The 13,953-nt window shown below is 29.7% G+C and carries 13 protein-coding genes; 9 read left to right on the forward strand and 4 right to left on the reverse strand.

The window, feature by feature from the left end:
• The first annotated feature begins 58 nt into the window (after nt 1-58).
• The 3 genes from trmD to ACFO3U_RS09425 all read left to right on the forward strand — a co-directional run bounded on the left by trmD (nt 59) and on the right by ACFO3U_RS09425 (nt 3,770).
• Nucleotides 59-733 carry a tRNA (guanosine(37)-N1)-methyltransferase TrmD gene (trmD, locus tag ACFO3U_RS09415; RefSeq protein ID WP_379741118.1) on the forward strand — a complete coding sequence of 225 codons (675 nt, stop codon included), beginning with the start codon at nt 59-61 and terminating at the stop codon, nt 731-733.
• 209 nt (nt 734-942) lie between these two features.
• On the forward strand, nt 943-1,299 hold the full coding sequence (gene rplS, locus ACFO3U_RS09420; RefSeq protein ID WP_379741121.1) for a 50S ribosomal protein L19: 357 nt from the start codon (nt 943-945) through the stop codon (nt 1,297-1,299).
• A gap of 248 nt (nt 1,300-1,547) precedes the next feature.
• Nucleotides 1,548-3,770: an NADP-dependent isocitrate dehydrogenase gene (locus ACFO3U_RS09425; RefSeq protein WP_379741123.1), complete on the forward strand. Its 2,223-nt coding sequence runs from the start codon at nt 1,548-1,550 to the stop codon at nt 3,768-3,770.
• 176 nt (nt 3,771-3,946) lie between these two features.
• Here ACFO3U_RS09425 and ACFO3U_RS09430 read toward each other — a convergent pair whose 3' ends face one another.
• Both ACFO3U_RS09430 and ACFO3U_RS09435 read right to left on the reverse strand, forming a co-directional pair.
• Nucleotides 3,947-4,423 (reverse strand): hypothetical protein, encoded by a 477-nt coding sequence (locus ACFO3U_RS09430; RefSeq protein WP_379741126.1) that lies wholly within the window; start codon nt 4,421-4,423, stop codon nt 3,947-3,949.
• A 52-nt stretch (nt 4,424-4,475) separates the two neighbouring features.
• Nucleotides 4,476-5,201: a hypothetical protein gene (locus tag ACFO3U_RS09435; protein WP_379741129.1), complete on the reverse strand. Its 726-nt coding sequence runs from the start codon at nt 5,199-5,201 to the stop codon at nt 4,476-4,478.
• Between the two features lie 115 nt (nt 5,202-5,316).
• Here ACFO3U_RS09435 and ACFO3U_RS09440 point away from each other — a divergent pair, with 115 nt between their 5' ends.
• Genes ACFO3U_RS09440 through ACFO3U_RS09450 form a run of 3 tightly spaced genes read left to right on the forward strand, consistent with a single transcriptional unit; the run spans nt 5,317 to nt 9,210 of the window.
• Nucleotides 5,317-7,689: a TonB-dependent receptor gene (locus tag ACFO3U_RS09440; RefSeq protein WP_379741132.1), complete on the forward strand. Its 2,373-nt coding sequence runs from the start codon at nt 5,317-5,319 to the stop codon at nt 7,687-7,689.
• A 3-nt stretch (nt 7,690-7,692) separates the two neighbouring features.
• Nucleotides 7,693-8,529 carry a DUF4249 domain-containing protein gene (locus ACFO3U_RS09445; RefSeq protein WP_379741135.1) on the forward strand — a complete coding sequence of 279 codons (837 nt, stop codon included), beginning with the start codon at nt 7,693-7,695 and terminating at the stop codon, nt 8,527-8,529.
• A gap of 18 nt (nt 8,530-8,547) precedes the next feature.
• Nucleotides 8,548-9,210, forward strand: a complete 663-nt coding sequence (locus ACFO3U_RS09450; protein ID WP_379741138.1) for a thiamine diphosphokinase — start codon at nt 8,548-8,550, stop codon at nt 9,208-9,210.
• On the opposite strand, the gene ACFO3U_RS09455 is transcribed toward ACFO3U_RS09450, so the two are convergent.
• Nucleotides 9,207-10,385 (reverse strand): M28 family peptidase, encoded by a 1,179-nt coding sequence (locus ACFO3U_RS09455; protein ID WP_379741141.1) that lies wholly within the window; start codon nt 10,383-10,385, stop codon nt 9,207-9,209. The genes ACFO3U_RS09450 and ACFO3U_RS09455 overlap by 4 nt on opposite strands.
• Before the next feature lie 123 nt (nt 10,386-10,508).
• Between ACFO3U_RS09455 and uvrB the strand changes: the two genes are divergently transcribed.
• Complete coding sequence (gene uvrB / locus ACFO3U_RS09460; protein ID WP_379741144.1) at nt 10,509-12,497, forward strand: excinuclease ABC subunit UvrB; 1,989 nt, start codon at nt 10,509-10,511, stop codon at nt 12,495-12,497.
• 51 nt (nt 12,498-12,548) lie between these two features.
• Here uvrB and ACFO3U_RS09465 read toward each other — a convergent pair whose 3' ends face one another.
• On the reverse strand, nt 12,549-12,983 hold the full coding sequence (locus ACFO3U_RS09465; RefSeq protein WP_379741147.1) for an Hsp20/alpha crystallin family protein: 435 nt from the start codon (nt 12,981-12,983) through the stop codon (nt 12,549-12,551).
• A 206-nt stretch (nt 12,984-13,189) separates the two neighbouring features.
• Here ACFO3U_RS09465 and ACFO3U_RS09470 point away from each other — a divergent pair, with 206 nt between their 5' ends.
• Together ACFO3U_RS09470 and ACFO3U_RS09475 are read left to right on the forward strand one after the other, a co-directional pair.
• On the forward strand, nt 13,190-13,627 hold the full coding sequence (locus ACFO3U_RS09470; protein WP_379741150.1) for a hypothetical protein: 438 nt from the start codon (nt 13,190-13,192) through the stop codon (nt 13,625-13,627).
• A gap of 20 nt (nt 13,628-13,647) precedes the next feature.
• Complete coding sequence (locus ACFO3U_RS09475) at nt 13,648-13,845, forward strand: hypothetical protein (protein WP_379741154.1); 198 nt, start codon at nt 13,648-13,650, stop codon at nt 13,843-13,845.
• Nucleotides 13,846-13,953 lie beyond the last annotated feature (108 nt).

A 13,953-nucleotide genomic window follows, 5' to 3' on the forward strand; every position in this document is an offset into this window, starting at 1 on the left:
TAGTTACTGATTTAAAACTTTGTAACTTTGTGGTCTTAATTTTTTGCAATCATATCTTATGCGCATCGACATTATAACCGTTTTACCAGATTTACTAAAAAGTCCTTTTGAAGGTTCTATCATGAAAAGAGCCATTGAAAAAGAATTGGTAGAAGTTCATTTTCATAATTTAAGAGACTACACAACCAATAAACAAAAAAGTGTAGATGATTACCAATATGGTGGTGGAGCAGGAATGGTAATGAATGTGCAACCTATTGATGATTGTATTTTAGATTTAAAATCGCAAAGAAATTATGACGAAATCATCTATATGACTCCAGATGGTTCAACTTTGAATCAGAAAATGGCTAATTCGATGTCTATGTATGAAAACATTATTATTTTATGTGGTCATTATAAAGGAGTTGATCAAAGAGTCCGTGATTTGCATATTACCAAAGAAATTTCAATTGGAGATTATGTGCTTTCAGGTGGAGAAATTGGAGCAATAGTTTTTTGTGATGCAATTATTCGATTAATTCCAGGAGTTTTATCTGATGAAACTTCAGCTTTGACGGATAGTTTTCAAGATAACTTACTCTCACCTCCTATTTATACTAGACCTGCTGAATATAAAGGCATGAAAGTACCAGATATTTTATTGAGTGGAAATTTTGCCAAAATTGAAGAATGGAGAGAAGAAAAAGCTTTGGAACATACTAAGAATAGACGACCGGATTTGTTAGAGTAATGAGTTATGAATTAATAGTTTGAAGTTAATAGTTGTAGTTATAATTACCTTTTAAACTATTAACCCTTTAAACTTATAACCAAAACAGAAAAAACTTTTACTTTTCACTTGTAACTATCAACTTTTTTACTAATTTTGCACCCACATTTAACCAACCTCTGACGAGACACGTGTATGTTGCTTAGATTGAATATGTTATTTATATTATTATGTCAAATTTAGTTGATTTCGTACAAAACGAATTTGTTACAAAAAAAGATTTCCCTGCATTTGGTGCTGGTGATACTATCACTGTGTACTATGAAATTAAAGAGGGTGAAAAAACTAGAACTCAGTTCTTCAAAGGAGTTGTAATCCAAAGAAGAGGTGCTGGTGCAACTGAAACTTTCACAATCCGTAAAATGTCAGGTTCTGTAGGTGTTGAGCGTATCTTCCCTATCAACATGCCAGCTTTACAAAAAGTTGAAGTGAACCAAAGAGGTAAAGTTCGTAGAGCTAGAATTTTCTACTTCAGAGAACTTACTGGTAAGAAAGCAAAAATCAAAGAAAGAAGATACAAAAACTAGTATCCAACTTTCTCATAATAAAGTCTCAACATCTGTTGGGACTTTTTTTTTGACAAAAATCAATTACTAATTTTATCAAATTCATATTTTAAATAAGTTATAATACGAATTTGGTAATTCAAACGATTTCGGATTAATCTCAGGCAAAATAGTTTCAAATTTCTTATATTTGCCTGGCTTAAAAATAATTGAATCATTCACATTATTACTAAGTTTCTTAAAATTTTATAACTAAAACAACATTTTTCATGTCTAACAAATCTAAAATTATTTATACTATTACTGATGAAGCTCCTATGTTGGCAACACATTCTTTTTTGCCAATTGTACAAGCTTTCTCAAAACCTGCAAATATTGATTTAGAAACAAGAGATATCTCTTTAGCAGGAAGAATTTTATCTAATTTCCCAGAATATTTAAAAGACGACCAAAAAATTGCTGATGCTTTATCAGAATTAGGTCAATTAGCTACTCAACCAGAAGCTAACATCATAAAGTTACCAAATATTTCAGCTTCTGTTCCTCAATTAAAAGAAGCAATTGCTGAATTACAATCACAAGGTTTTGCTATTCCAAATTATCCTGGTGAAGCAAATACAGAAGAAGAAAAAAATATTAAAGCCAAATATGCAAAAGTTTTAGGTTCTGCTGTAAACCCAGTTTTACGTGAAGGAAACTCTGATAGACGTGCACCAAAAGCTGTTAAAAATTATGCCAAAGCACATCCTCATTCAATGGGTGCTTGGTCATCTGATTCAAAATCTCACGTCTCTCATATGGAAAATGGTGATTTTTATGGTTCTGAAAAATCTGTTACTATCAATGAAGAAGGAAGTTTTTCAATCGAATTTGAAAGTACAGATGGTGTAACAAAAACATTAAAAGCAAGTTCTCCATTAAAAGCTGGTGAAATCATTGATTCATCAGTAATCAATATGAAAGTTTTAAAGAAATTTATCGCTGAACAAGTAGCTGATGCAAAAGCAAAAGGGGTTTTATTTTCGGTACACTTAAAAGCTACGATGATGAAAGTTTCCGATCCTTTAATTTTTGGAGCTTTCGTGGAAGTTTTCTTTAAGGATGTTTTTGCTAAATATGCTGATTTATTTGCTGAATTAGGTGTTGATACTAAAAACGGTTTAGGTGATGTGTATGCTAAAATTGCTGGTCACGCAAAAGAAGCTGAAGTTGAAGCTGCTTTAAATGCTGCTATTGAAAACGGACCAGCTTTAGCCATGGTAAATTCTGATAAAGGAATTACAAACTTACACGTTCCTTCTGATGTAATTATTGATGCTTCAATGCCTGCAATGATTCGTAATTCGGGACAAATGTGGAATGCAGCTGGAAAATCTCAAGATACTAAAGCTATTATTCCAGACAGATGTTATGCTGGAATTTATCAAGCTACTATCGATTTTTGTAGAGAAAACGGTGCTTTAGATCCAAAAACTATGGGAAGTGTTCCAAATGTTGGATTAATGGCTCAAAAAGCAGAAGAATATGGTTCACATGATAAAACGTTTCAAATGGCTGCAAATGGTACTGTAAAGGTAAAAGATGCAAACGGAAATATTATCATGGAACAAGAAGTTGAAACGGGTGATATTTTTAGAATGTGTCAAGTAAAAGACGCTCCAATTCAAGACTGGGTTAAGTTAGCTGTAAGTCGTGCAAGAGCAACTGGTGTAGCGACTGTTTTTTGGTTAGATGATAAAAGAGCTCACGACAGACAAATTATTGAAAAAGTAAACTTATACTTAAAAGATCACGATACTACAGGATTAGATATTCATATCATGAATCCGGTTGATGCTACTAAATTTTCATTAGAAAGAATTGTTAAAGGTTTAGATACAGTTTCTGTTACAGGAAATGTTTTACGAGATTATTTAACGGATTTATTCCCAATTTTAGAAGTTGGAACATCAGCCAAAATGTTATCAATCGTTCCTTTAATGAATGGTGGTGGTTTATTTGAAACTGGTGCTGGTGGTTCTGCTCCAAAACATATTGAACAATTTATTGAAGAAGGTTATTTACGTTGGGATTCATTAGGTGAATTTTTAGCTTTAGGTGTTTCATATGAACATTTAGGTTTAACATTCAACAATCCAAAAGCTTTAGTTTTATCTGAAACTTTAGATGAAGCTACAGAATTATTCTTACAAAATGACAAATCTCCAGCTAGAAAAATTGGAAGTATTGATAATAGAGGTTCGCACTTTTATTTAGCTTTATATTGGGCTCAAGCTTTAGCCAATCAAGATAAAGATGCTGAATTGAAAGCCATCTTCACTCCTATAGCTGCTGATTTAACGGCTAATGAAGCTAAAATTAATGAAGAGTTAATTGCTGCTCAAGGTAAACCACAAGAGATTGGTGGTTACTATCATCCAAATTTTGAATTAACTGATAAAGCTATGAGACCAAGTGCAACATTAAACGGTATTTTAGCAAAATTGAAATAAAATAAATTTCATATATAAATAAAAACGTCCTAAGAAATTAGGACGTTTTTTGTTTATATACTATTGGATTTAATTAGTCACAGACTAAGAGAGTATAGAAATTTTATTGATTTTAGATATTTTTTAAAGGAAAAACAAATCTAAGCCATTATAGAAAACAATTGTTAGCAATAGTATTAATTGTAATCTTCTATTTCTATTTCAGTAACTTTTAAAATTAATTGTACTGCTTCAATAAAATCTTTGAGCTTAGTATTGTTTTGTCTTTTACTAACACTCCATAATTTAAAATTTATGGAATTATAAAAAACAGTACCAAATTCAAGTTCTGTTGTTGAACCATCAAAACCATTTGAAAAATTTTCAATTAAATCAGAATTATTTATCTTACAAACAGCTTCAATTATGCTATTAAAATCTTCTTTACTTATTGTCTTTTTCTTTTTTCTCTTTTTTATACCTTCATAGTATTTTGCCTCTAAATTAAAAGTTTTATTGCCTAATGAACCATTTTCTATAATTGAAACTTCTACTTCAGAGAAAAGCACATTTGAAATATTATACTTAAAGGAAATATAATCTATTTTACTCTCTTTTTGAGCAAAAATATTGAATGATATTAGAAAAAATAATATTATAATTTTTTGCTTCATAGCTTTTTATTTACTCACTTTTTTAAAATATTATTTTAACTATTAAATGTATTTATTCTTCTTTAGTAGTTTCTTCTTTCGAGTTTGATGCTTTTTCTTCAGGAGTTTCTTTAGCTTTATTCATAATAATTAAACTTGCTTTCACACCAGTATTTAGATTCCATTGACTAGATGTGATTTGTTTACCAAATTCATCAAATACTACAAAAGCAGCTGTATTTGGCCCAGAAGTTCCTTGATTAAGTGCTTTAAAATCAATATGATTTGTACCTTCTTTTAAAGTTAAAAAGAATGTTTTATAACCTGATTCTAAATATACACTTTGTACCACAACTTCATCATTAACTAAAATAGAAACAACATCACCATCTGGTTCTTGATGATCACGGCACATTACTTTGATTAAATTGGTTTCTACTGTATATTCTCCTAAATACTGTGTGGTTTGATTACCTGTTGTTGCCTCTTTTAGTCTATCATTTAATGCACTTTTCCTGTCTTCATCAAAATCATATCCTTTATCTTTTTGAACCATTATTGGCTGTACTTTATCCTCTTTTTTAAAAGTGAATTTTTTAAGATAATTATCTTCTTTTTTTGACAATATGCTTTTATATCCTAGAGTTGCTTGAGGTTCTTCAACTTTTGGAGTTTCATCAAAAGTAGGTAATTTATAATTTTCCAACTTCAATTCTCCTGATTTCTTTTGGACTTCTTTTTGTGCCAAAGCGGAAAATGAGATTAGAAATAGAGTAGCTATTGAAAGTACAATTCGCATATTGTTTTTTGTTTTCGTAAAAATAAAAATTATTTTGGCAATTAACCACAAATTAACATTTGATAAAGAATAATTTAGAATAATATTATCAAATTTGTAACTCAAAATTTATGCCATGTTATTAAGACGAGTTGTTTCTTTATTTCTTTTATTATTTAGTATATTTTCCTATTCGCAAGATAAATTTACTTTAAGTGGAGTCATTTCTGATGAAAAATCAAATGAAACTTTAATTGGTGTTTCAGTAATTATAGAAGAGTTAAAAACTGGAACATCTACAAATGAATATGGTTTCTATTCCATAACACTTCCTGAAGGAACCTATACAGTTCGAATTAGTTATTTAGGCTTCAAAGAAATCAAAACTACTATTGATTTGACTCAAAATATTAAAAACAACTTCTCAATTGTTGAAAGTGAAGAAGTTTTACAAGAAGTTGTCTTAGTTGATAATCCAAATAAAATTAATATCAAAAGTCCAGAAATGAGTGTTAACAAATTAGCTGTTAGCACTATAAAAAAACTACCTGTAGTTTTAGGTGAAGTTGATATTCTAAAATCTATTTTAACGCTTCCTGGTGTGACTAATGCTGGTGAAGGACAATCTGGTTTTAATGTTCGTGGTGGAGCTGTTGATCAAAATTTGATTCTTTTAGATGAAGCGACTATTTATAATTCATCGCATTTATTTGGTTTTTTCTCTGTTTTTAACGCTGATGCTATTAAAGACTTAAAACTATACAAAGGTGGAATTCCAGCACGTTTTGGAGGAAGAGTGGCTTCCGTTTTAGATATTTATCAGAAAGAAGGAAACAGCAAAGAATTTCATGTAAATGGTGGAATTGGTTTAATTTCGAGTCGAATTCTTGCTGAAGGTCCAATCGTTAAAGACAAAGGTTCATTCTTAATTGGAGGTAGAAGTTCGTATGCTCACTTGTTTTTAAAATTAACAGACAATCAAAATTCTGCTTATTTTTATGATTTGAATACCAAATTAAGTTATAAAGTAAACGAAAACAACAATTTATATCTTTCTGGTTATTTTGGAAGAGATGTTTTTAGCCTAAATGAAAGCTTTGTAAATACTTATGGAAATAGTGTTTTAAACTTTAGATGGAATCATTTATTTAATGATAAATTGTTTTCAAATGCTTCTTTAATTTATAGTGATTATTATTATGGTTTAACTTTGGATTTTATTGGTTTTAATTGGGACAGTGGCATTAAAAACTACAATTTTAAATATGATTTCAAACATTATTTAACCGATAAAACAAAATTAACTTATGGAATCAACACCGTTTATTATGATTTCAATCCAGGAAAAATTGAACCAACTGATTCAGAATCTGGAATTAATCCTGACCAATTAGATAAAAAATATGCTTTTGAACCAGCCATTTATCTAGATGCTGAACAAACAATTTCTGAAAAATTATCCATAAATTATGGTTTGAGATACAGTATGTTTTATCGTTTGGGGAGTCAGGAAATCAATGTTTATGAGAACAATCAAGCCGTAAATTATGATTCGGATTTAAAAATTTATGAAAAAGCAACTCCAATTGGAACCAAAAAATATGGTTCAAATGAAACTATAGCTAGTTTTGATAACCTTGAGCCTAGATTAGCGTTATCGTATTCTATCGATTATAAGCAATCTATTAAAATGAGTTATAATAGAATGACTCAATATTTGCATTTAATTTCAAATACACAATCTCCTACTCCATTAGATGTTTGGGCTCCAAGTGATGACTTTTTAAAACCTCAGATTTTAGATCAGTATGCGATTGGTTATTTTAGAAATTTTGCCAATGGAAAATATACTTTAGAAATTGAATCATTTTATAAAGACATTAAAAACCGTTTAGATTATATTGATGGAGCCGATTTAATTGCAAATAATGCTATTGAACAAGTAGTTTTAGCAGGAAAATCGAGAGCTTATGGTTTAGAAATTTTAGCTAAAAAGAACGAAGGAAAATTAAGTGGTTGGATTTCTTATACTTTATCACGTTCAGAACAACAAACTCCAGGAAGAACTGCTGATGAAATCGGAATAAATAATGGTAATTGGTATAAAACTGGTTGGGATAAAACCCATAATTTATCTGTGACAGGAATGTATGAGTTGAATGACAAATGGAGTTTTGGCAGTATTTTTAGTTTACAAACAGGACAACCAGTAACTTATCCAAATGGTCAATATCAATATTTAGGCATAACTGTTCCAAGTTTTAGCGATAGAAACAGTAACAATTTACCAACATATCATCGTTTGGATATTTCAGCCACAATGACTCCAAGAAATAACGCAGGAAAAAAAGTCAAAGGAGAATGGGTTTTTGGAATATATAATCTTTACAGTAGAAAAAATGCTGCTTCCATAAACTTTAGACAAAATCAAGATTCAGGTAACAATGAAGCTGTTAGACTGTCAATTTTTGGAATTGTTCCTAGTGTAACGTATAATTTTAAATTTTAAATCATGGTCAAATTTATATATAAAATAACAACATTTATTATCTTACTTATTGTCATGGCTTTAAGTTTAATTAGCTGTGAAGACGTTGTAGATGTTGATTTGGATACTTCAAATCCTAAATTAGTGATTGAAGCTTCTATGCTTTGGAAAAAAGGAACTAATGGAAACGAACAAAAAATTAAATTAAGTACAACAACTGATTATTACTCCAATGTAATTCCAAAGGTTTCTGGTGCTACTGTCTTCATTACAGATTCATCAAATACGTATACTTTTATTGAAAATCCTGGAACAGGAGAATATGTTTGCGGAAATTTTAATCCAGTTATTGGAGAAACTTATTTTTTAACTGTAATTGCCAATGGAGAAACCTACACTGCTACAGAAAGTTTAATTGCTTCTCCTACAATAGACACAGTAGAACAAAATGATGAAGGAGGTTTTTTAGGAGATGAAATTGAAGTGAAATTCTTTTTTCAAGATAATGGAACAACTAATGATTTTTATTTGGTTCAATTTGATTCTAGTTTTAGTTTATTACCTGAATATGATGTTATAAACGATGAGTTTTTTCAAGGCAATCAAATGTTTGGTTTGTATACGAATGAAGACATGAAACCTACTGATGTTTTGACTTTTACCTTACATGGAATTTCGGAAAGATATTACAATTACCTGAATGTTTTATTAGGAATTTCGGGTGGAAATGGAGGAAGCCCTTTTAGTACACCACCAGCTACTGTTAGAGGAAATTTTGTAAATCAAACAAATCCTGATAACTTTGCTTTTGGTTATTTTAGTCTGTCTGAAATTGATACTAAAACTTACGTTATCCAATAATTTTCAAATCAAAACCAAATGTCTTCACATCATATAGTTCGCGACGATCAAGAACCAGCTCTAATTATTGCTAATGGTGCTGCTTGTAGTGAAGAATTATTGGGTCAACTTTTAGAATGGTCACCTTTGGTAATCGTTTTGGATTCTGCTATTGAACGTGTTTTAGAATTGGGAATTAAAGTTGATGTTTTATTAGGTGATTTTGATAGAGGTTTTGATGCTAATTTTTATAAAGAAAGTCAATATCCAATTGAAATTGTTCATACTCCAAACCAAGATAAAACCGATTTAGAGAAAGCTTTTGATTACTTAATTGAACGAAATATTCCAGCCGTAAATGTCATTTGGGCAACCGGAAAAAGAGCTGATCATACGATTACAAACATTACAAATATTGTTCGATACAGAGATTTATTGAAAATTGTTATTTTAGATGATCATTCAAAAATATTTTTATTACCTTCAAAATTTGAAAAATGGTATCCAAAAAACAGTGTAATATCTTTAATCCCAATTGGAGAAGTAAAAGGAATTGATTCCACCAACCTATTTTACCCTTTAGACAATTTATCTTTAACTATTGGCTACAAAACAGGAAGCAGCAATCATGTAACTGAAGACGGAATTGTAAAAATCACACACCAATCTGGTGATTTACTTTTGATGGAATGTTGGGATTAATCAATAACAATTTTAGTTCTATCACTACTTTTTTCAGAAATTAAGTTAGCTAAATAAATACCTTTTGATAAATTACTCACATTGATAGTTTCTAATTGCTTTGGATTGTTGATGTTTTCTGTTTGAACAATTTTTCCATTAGTATCAATCAATTGTAAAGTGTACTTTTCTTCTGGATTTTTACCAAAATTAATACTCAAAAACTCTTTAGTTGGATTTGGAAAAAAACTAATTTTAAAATCATTATCAAAAGAAGACTGACTTAATGTTGTTGAAGCCACTGCAAAATGTAACATTGCTCCAGTAGCTGCTTTTGCAACATTATAATTATAAATTGGGTCCATGTTTACCAATAAATCTGTTGCAGAATGTGGATGTGTGGATTCATTAGTTTCATAAAAACCTGTAATTACTTCATTATTATTTTCAAAAGGAACATAATCAGAACCATAAGCATTTGATAAATTAGTGTTTAACGGAGAATATAATCCAACACAAGTAATCAGTTCGTTTGTAATTGTGTTTGAAGCTGCATTATTGGTCGTTGGAGCACTTAAATCCCTTTCACAAGTAATTGTGTTATTAACAGCACCAGCAACTCCACCAACTTGATCTAAATTAAAAACCAATTTAATATCCATTTTAGGTGTTGTGCCATTTACAACGTTATTTACATAGTGTTGACTACCAATTAATCCATCTTCTTCACCACTAAAATGAATGAATTTTATAGAATATTCAGTAGAGACATTTTGGAGTAAACGAGCCACTTCTAAAATAGCTGAAGTTCCGCTTCCATTGTCATTCGTACCTGTTCCAATAATAGAATCATAATGACCACAAATAATGACATAAGTATTGGGATAAACTGTTCCAACTTTAGTAACAATAAGATTTTTACAAGTAAAAGAAGCGTTAGTATAAGTGTCTTCCTGTAATTGAGATGTAGTATATCCAAAACCTAAATACTTATTTCTTAACCAATTGTAAGTGTTTTCAAGTGGTTGTGTTCCTCGTCTCTTTACACCTAAATTTTGAAATTCAGTTAAGTTCGCTGTAATATTTGATTGTGAAACCTGATTAGCAACATTTGCATATTGTTGAACAAATACTTGTCCAAAAATAAAATGGTTGGTAAATAAAAAAACCAAAAAATAAAATATCTTTTTCTTCATAATAACTGACTCAAATCTAACTTATAGATCTAGAAATCAAAACAAATATATAATTTATTCTACAATTGGAAAATCTTAATATTACTTTGTAACTTTACATTTATAAAATTGCAATTCAATTACATGAAATTTAAAGTCGTTTCTGATTATAAACCTACTGGAGATCAACCTCAAGCCATTGAAAAACTTTCAAAAGGAATTGTTGATGGTGAAAAATACCAAACTTTATTAGGTGTTACAGGTTCTGGAAAAACGTTTACTGTTGCCAATGTGGTGCAAGAAGTTCAAAAACCAACTTTGGTTTTGGCTCACAACAAAACATTGGCTGCTCAATTATATTCTGAATTCAAACAGTTTTTTCCTGAAAATTCGGTGCAATACTTTGTTTCTTACTATGATTATTATCAACCAGAAGCCTTTATTCCTGTAACTGGAACTTATATTGAAAAAGATTTATCTATCAATGAAGAGCTTGAAAAATTACGTTTAAGTACTACTTCTGCCCTACTTTCTGGTCGTAGAGATATTATTGTAATCTCTTCTGTTTCATGTTTGTATGGTATCGGAAATCCTGTTGAGTTTCAAAAAAATATTGTTGCTGTAGAAAAAGACCAAGTTATTTCAAGAACCAAATTATTACATCAATTAGTTCAAAGTTTATATTCTAGAACTGAAGCTGAATTTACACCAGGAACTTTCCGAATAAAAGGTGATACCGTTGAAATTTTTCCAAGTTATGCAGATGATCCTTTTAGAATTCACTTTTTTGGTGACGAAATAGAAGAAATTGAAGCTTTTGATGCCAGAGATTCTAAAGTAATTGAAAAATACGATAAACTAAACATCTATCCAGCGAATATGTTTGTGACTTCACCTGATGTTTTAAATGGAGCTATTTGGGAAATCCAACAAGATTTGACCAAACAAGTAGATTATTTCAAAGAAATTGGAAAACATTTAGAAGCCAAACGATTAGAAGAACGAACCAATTTCGACTTAGAAATGATTCGTGAATTAGGCTATTGTTCTGGAATTGAAAATTACTCGAGATATTTAGACGGAAGATTACCTGGAACAAGACCTTTCTGTTTATTAGACTATTTTCCAGATGATTTTTTAATGATTGTGGATGAAAGTCACGTAACCATTTCGCAAGTGCATGCTATGTATGGTGGTGATAGAAGTCGAAAAGAAAACTTAGTGGAATATGGCTTCAGGTTACCAGCAGCTATGGACAATCGACCTTTAAAATTTGAAGAATTTGAAAGTTTACAAAACCAAGTCATTTATGTTTCTGCAACACCAGCCGATTATGAATTGGCCAAGAGTGAAGGAATTTATGTGGAACAAATTATTCGTCCCACAGGATTATTAGATCCAATCATAGAAATTCGACCAAGTCTGAATCAAATTGATGATTTAATTGAGGAAATTCAATTGCGTTGTGAAAAAGACGAACGAGTTTTAGTCACCACTTTAACCAAAAGAATGGCTGAAGAATTGACCAAATACTTAACAAAAGTTGCGATTCGTTGCCGTTATATTCATTCAGATGTGGATACTTTGGAACGTGTGGAAATCATGCAAGATTTACGAAAAGGTTTATTTGATGTTTTAATCGGTGTGAATTTATTACGTGAAGGATTAGATTTACCAGAAGTTTCTTTGGTTGCCATTTTAGATGCTGACAAAGAAGGCTTTTTGAGAAGTCATCGTTCCTTAACGCAAACCGTTGGTCGTGCTGCTCGAAATGTAAACGGAAAAGCCATTATGTATGCTGATAAAATTACCAATAGCATGCAAAAAACCATTGACGAAACTACCTATCGTAGAGAAAAACAAATGGCTTACAATACCAAACATAATTTACAACCAAAAGCTTTAAATAAAAGTTTAGGAAATGCTTTAAATAAAAATTCAGTTTCTTCTCAATATTATGAAAACATTGAATATAAAGCAGCTGAACCTGAAAGTCAATACTTATCTAAACCAGAAATAGAAAAGAAAATCCGTGAAAAACGAAAAGAAATGGAAAAAGCAGCTAAAGATTTGGATTTTATGGTTGCAGCAAGATTAAGAGATGAGATTAAAGCTTTGCAAGATAAAATATAAAAAAACGCAACCTAAAATAGTTGCGTTTTCAAACAATTCACTTCAATCAAATTAATTAATTTCAATCAATCTTTTTGGTTTTGGTAAGGCTTCTTCTCTTTTTGGTAAAGTTAATACCAAAACACCATTTTCATAATTGGCTTCAATATTCTCTGCATTTACCGTTTTAGGCAACGTAAAAGAACGTTTGAAAGAACTATAACTGAACTCTTTTCTGGTGTAAAGTTCTTTTTCATTGTTTTCTTCCTTTTCGGTTTTAATTTCGCTTGAAATAGACAATGTTTCGTTATCTAATTCAATATTGAAATTTTCTTTTTTCAAACCTGGAGCAGCCAATTCAATTTGAAATTGTGTATCTGTTTCTTTGATATTTACGGATGGAACGTTCGATGAAAAGGTTTGAACTCCACCAAAATAATCAGGTTTAAAAAATTCTTCCATAATAGCAGGAAATAAATTGCTTGGATTTTTTTTAACTAAGTTCATACTATTAAAATTTATTAGATTAAACATTTTTTTATTATTTGATTCAATCTATTCAAATTAAATACCATTGTAAAAATCAGGTCAATTTGACATTTTTACAACCATTTTTTATGCAAAAATGACCGTTTTAACTAAATTTTAACTGTCTAATTTTCAGTCGTATATGTCTGTTTCTGGATTTTAATTTCATTCTAATTATTTTTAAAATGAATATTGCTTTACTTTTGCTAAAAAACCAACAAGAAATGAAATATGCTTTTCTTTTAACTTTATTATTAATGCTTTCTTCTTGTAAAAAGGATAAAAAAGAATTGGTTGAAGTAAAGCAAATATCAAATGAATTTAAACTTGATTTTCTAAATGAAATATTATCTGATACAACAGAATCAAGTTATTTTGATTCTAAAGTTCAATTAGTTTCAAATTATTCAATAATGTTGCCTGATAGATTTTTAAATGGAACTTTTGATGATCCAACTAAAGAGTTTTATTCTCTAGTAGATTATATTTCATTTCATTTAAGAACTGAAGATACTTTATATGTTTTTAACCAATTCCAGCAAAACAAAGAGTTAAATTTGAATAAGTTATCAAAATATGGTTATAAAATGTTTGATAATAAAAATATTTTGACAATAATTTAAAATATGATTCAATTCAAAAATTGATAAATATTGAAAATAAGAAATATAATTTTGAGCCAAAATATGATTTGCTTACTATAAGCAAACCTTTATTTAATAAACAACAAAATTTAGCATATATAAGATTTCAAAGAGGTTTTGGAGGAGAAACTGTGCTTTTTGAAAAGAAAAATAACAAATGGAAATTTAAAGAAATTTTATCTTCTTGGGTAGAATAACAAATTAAACCTTTGTCAAGCTGAACTTGATTCAGCTTCTCACTTAATAACATGAAAAAGTAAAATTAGATTCTGAATCAAGTTCAGAATGACAGAAAAACAAAAATT

It is taken from the genome of Flavobacterium ponti (genome assembly GCF_042652765.1).
GTDB lineage: Bacteria > Bacteroidota > Bacteroidia > Flavobacteriales > Flavobacteriaceae > Flavobacterium > Flavobacterium ponti.

What these genes read in the sequence shown, in the direction of transcription:
- trmD (WP_379741118.1), top strand. Translation starts at nt 59, where the DNA reads ATGCGCATCGACATTATAACCGTTTTACCAGATTTACTAAAAAGTCCT.
- ACFO3U_RS09430 (WP_379741126.1), bottom strand. Translation starts at nt 4,423, where the DNA reads ATGAAGCAAAAAATTATAATATTATTTTTTCTAATATCATTCAATATT.
- rplS (WP_379741121.1), top strand. Translation starts at nt 943, where the DNA reads ATGTCAAATTTAGTTGATTTCGTACAAAACGAATTTGTTACAAAAAAA.
- ACFO3U_RS09440 (WP_379741132.1), top strand. Translation starts at nt 5,317, where the DNA reads ATGTTATTAAGACGAGTTGTTTCTTTATTTCTTTTATTATTTAGTATA.
- ACFO3U_RS09450 (WP_379741138.1), top strand. Translation starts at nt 8,548, where the DNA reads ATGTCTTCACATCATATAGTTCGCGACGATCAAGAACCAGCTCTAATT.
- uvrB (WP_379741144.1), top strand. Translation starts at nt 10,509, where the DNA reads ATGAAATTTAAAGTCGTTTCTGATTATAAACCTACTGGAGATCAACCT.
- ACFO3U_RS09435 (WP_379741129.1), bottom strand. Translation starts at nt 5,201, where the DNA reads ATGCGAATTGTACTTTCAATAGCTACTCTATTTCTAATCTCATTTTCC.
- ACFO3U_RS09470 (WP_379741150.1), top strand. Translation starts at nt 13,190, where the DNA reads ATGAATATTGCTTTACTTTTGCTAAAAAACCAACAAGAAATGAAATAT.
- ACFO3U_RS09465 (WP_379741147.1), bottom strand. Translation starts at nt 12,983, where the DNA reads ATGAACTTAGTTAAAAAAAATCCAAGCAATTTATTTCCTGCTATTATG.
- ACFO3U_RS09445 (WP_379741135.1), top strand. Translation starts at nt 7,693, where the DNA reads ATGGTCAAATTTATATATAAAATAACAACATTTATTATCTTACTTATT.
- ACFO3U_RS09455 (WP_379741141.1), bottom strand. Translation starts at nt 10,385, where the DNA reads ATGAAGAAAAAGATATTTTATTTTTTGGTTTTTTTATTTACCAACCAT.
- ACFO3U_RS09425 (WP_379741123.1), top strand. Translation starts at nt 1,548, where the DNA reads ATGTCTAACAAATCTAAAATTATTTATACTATTACTGATGAAGCTCCT.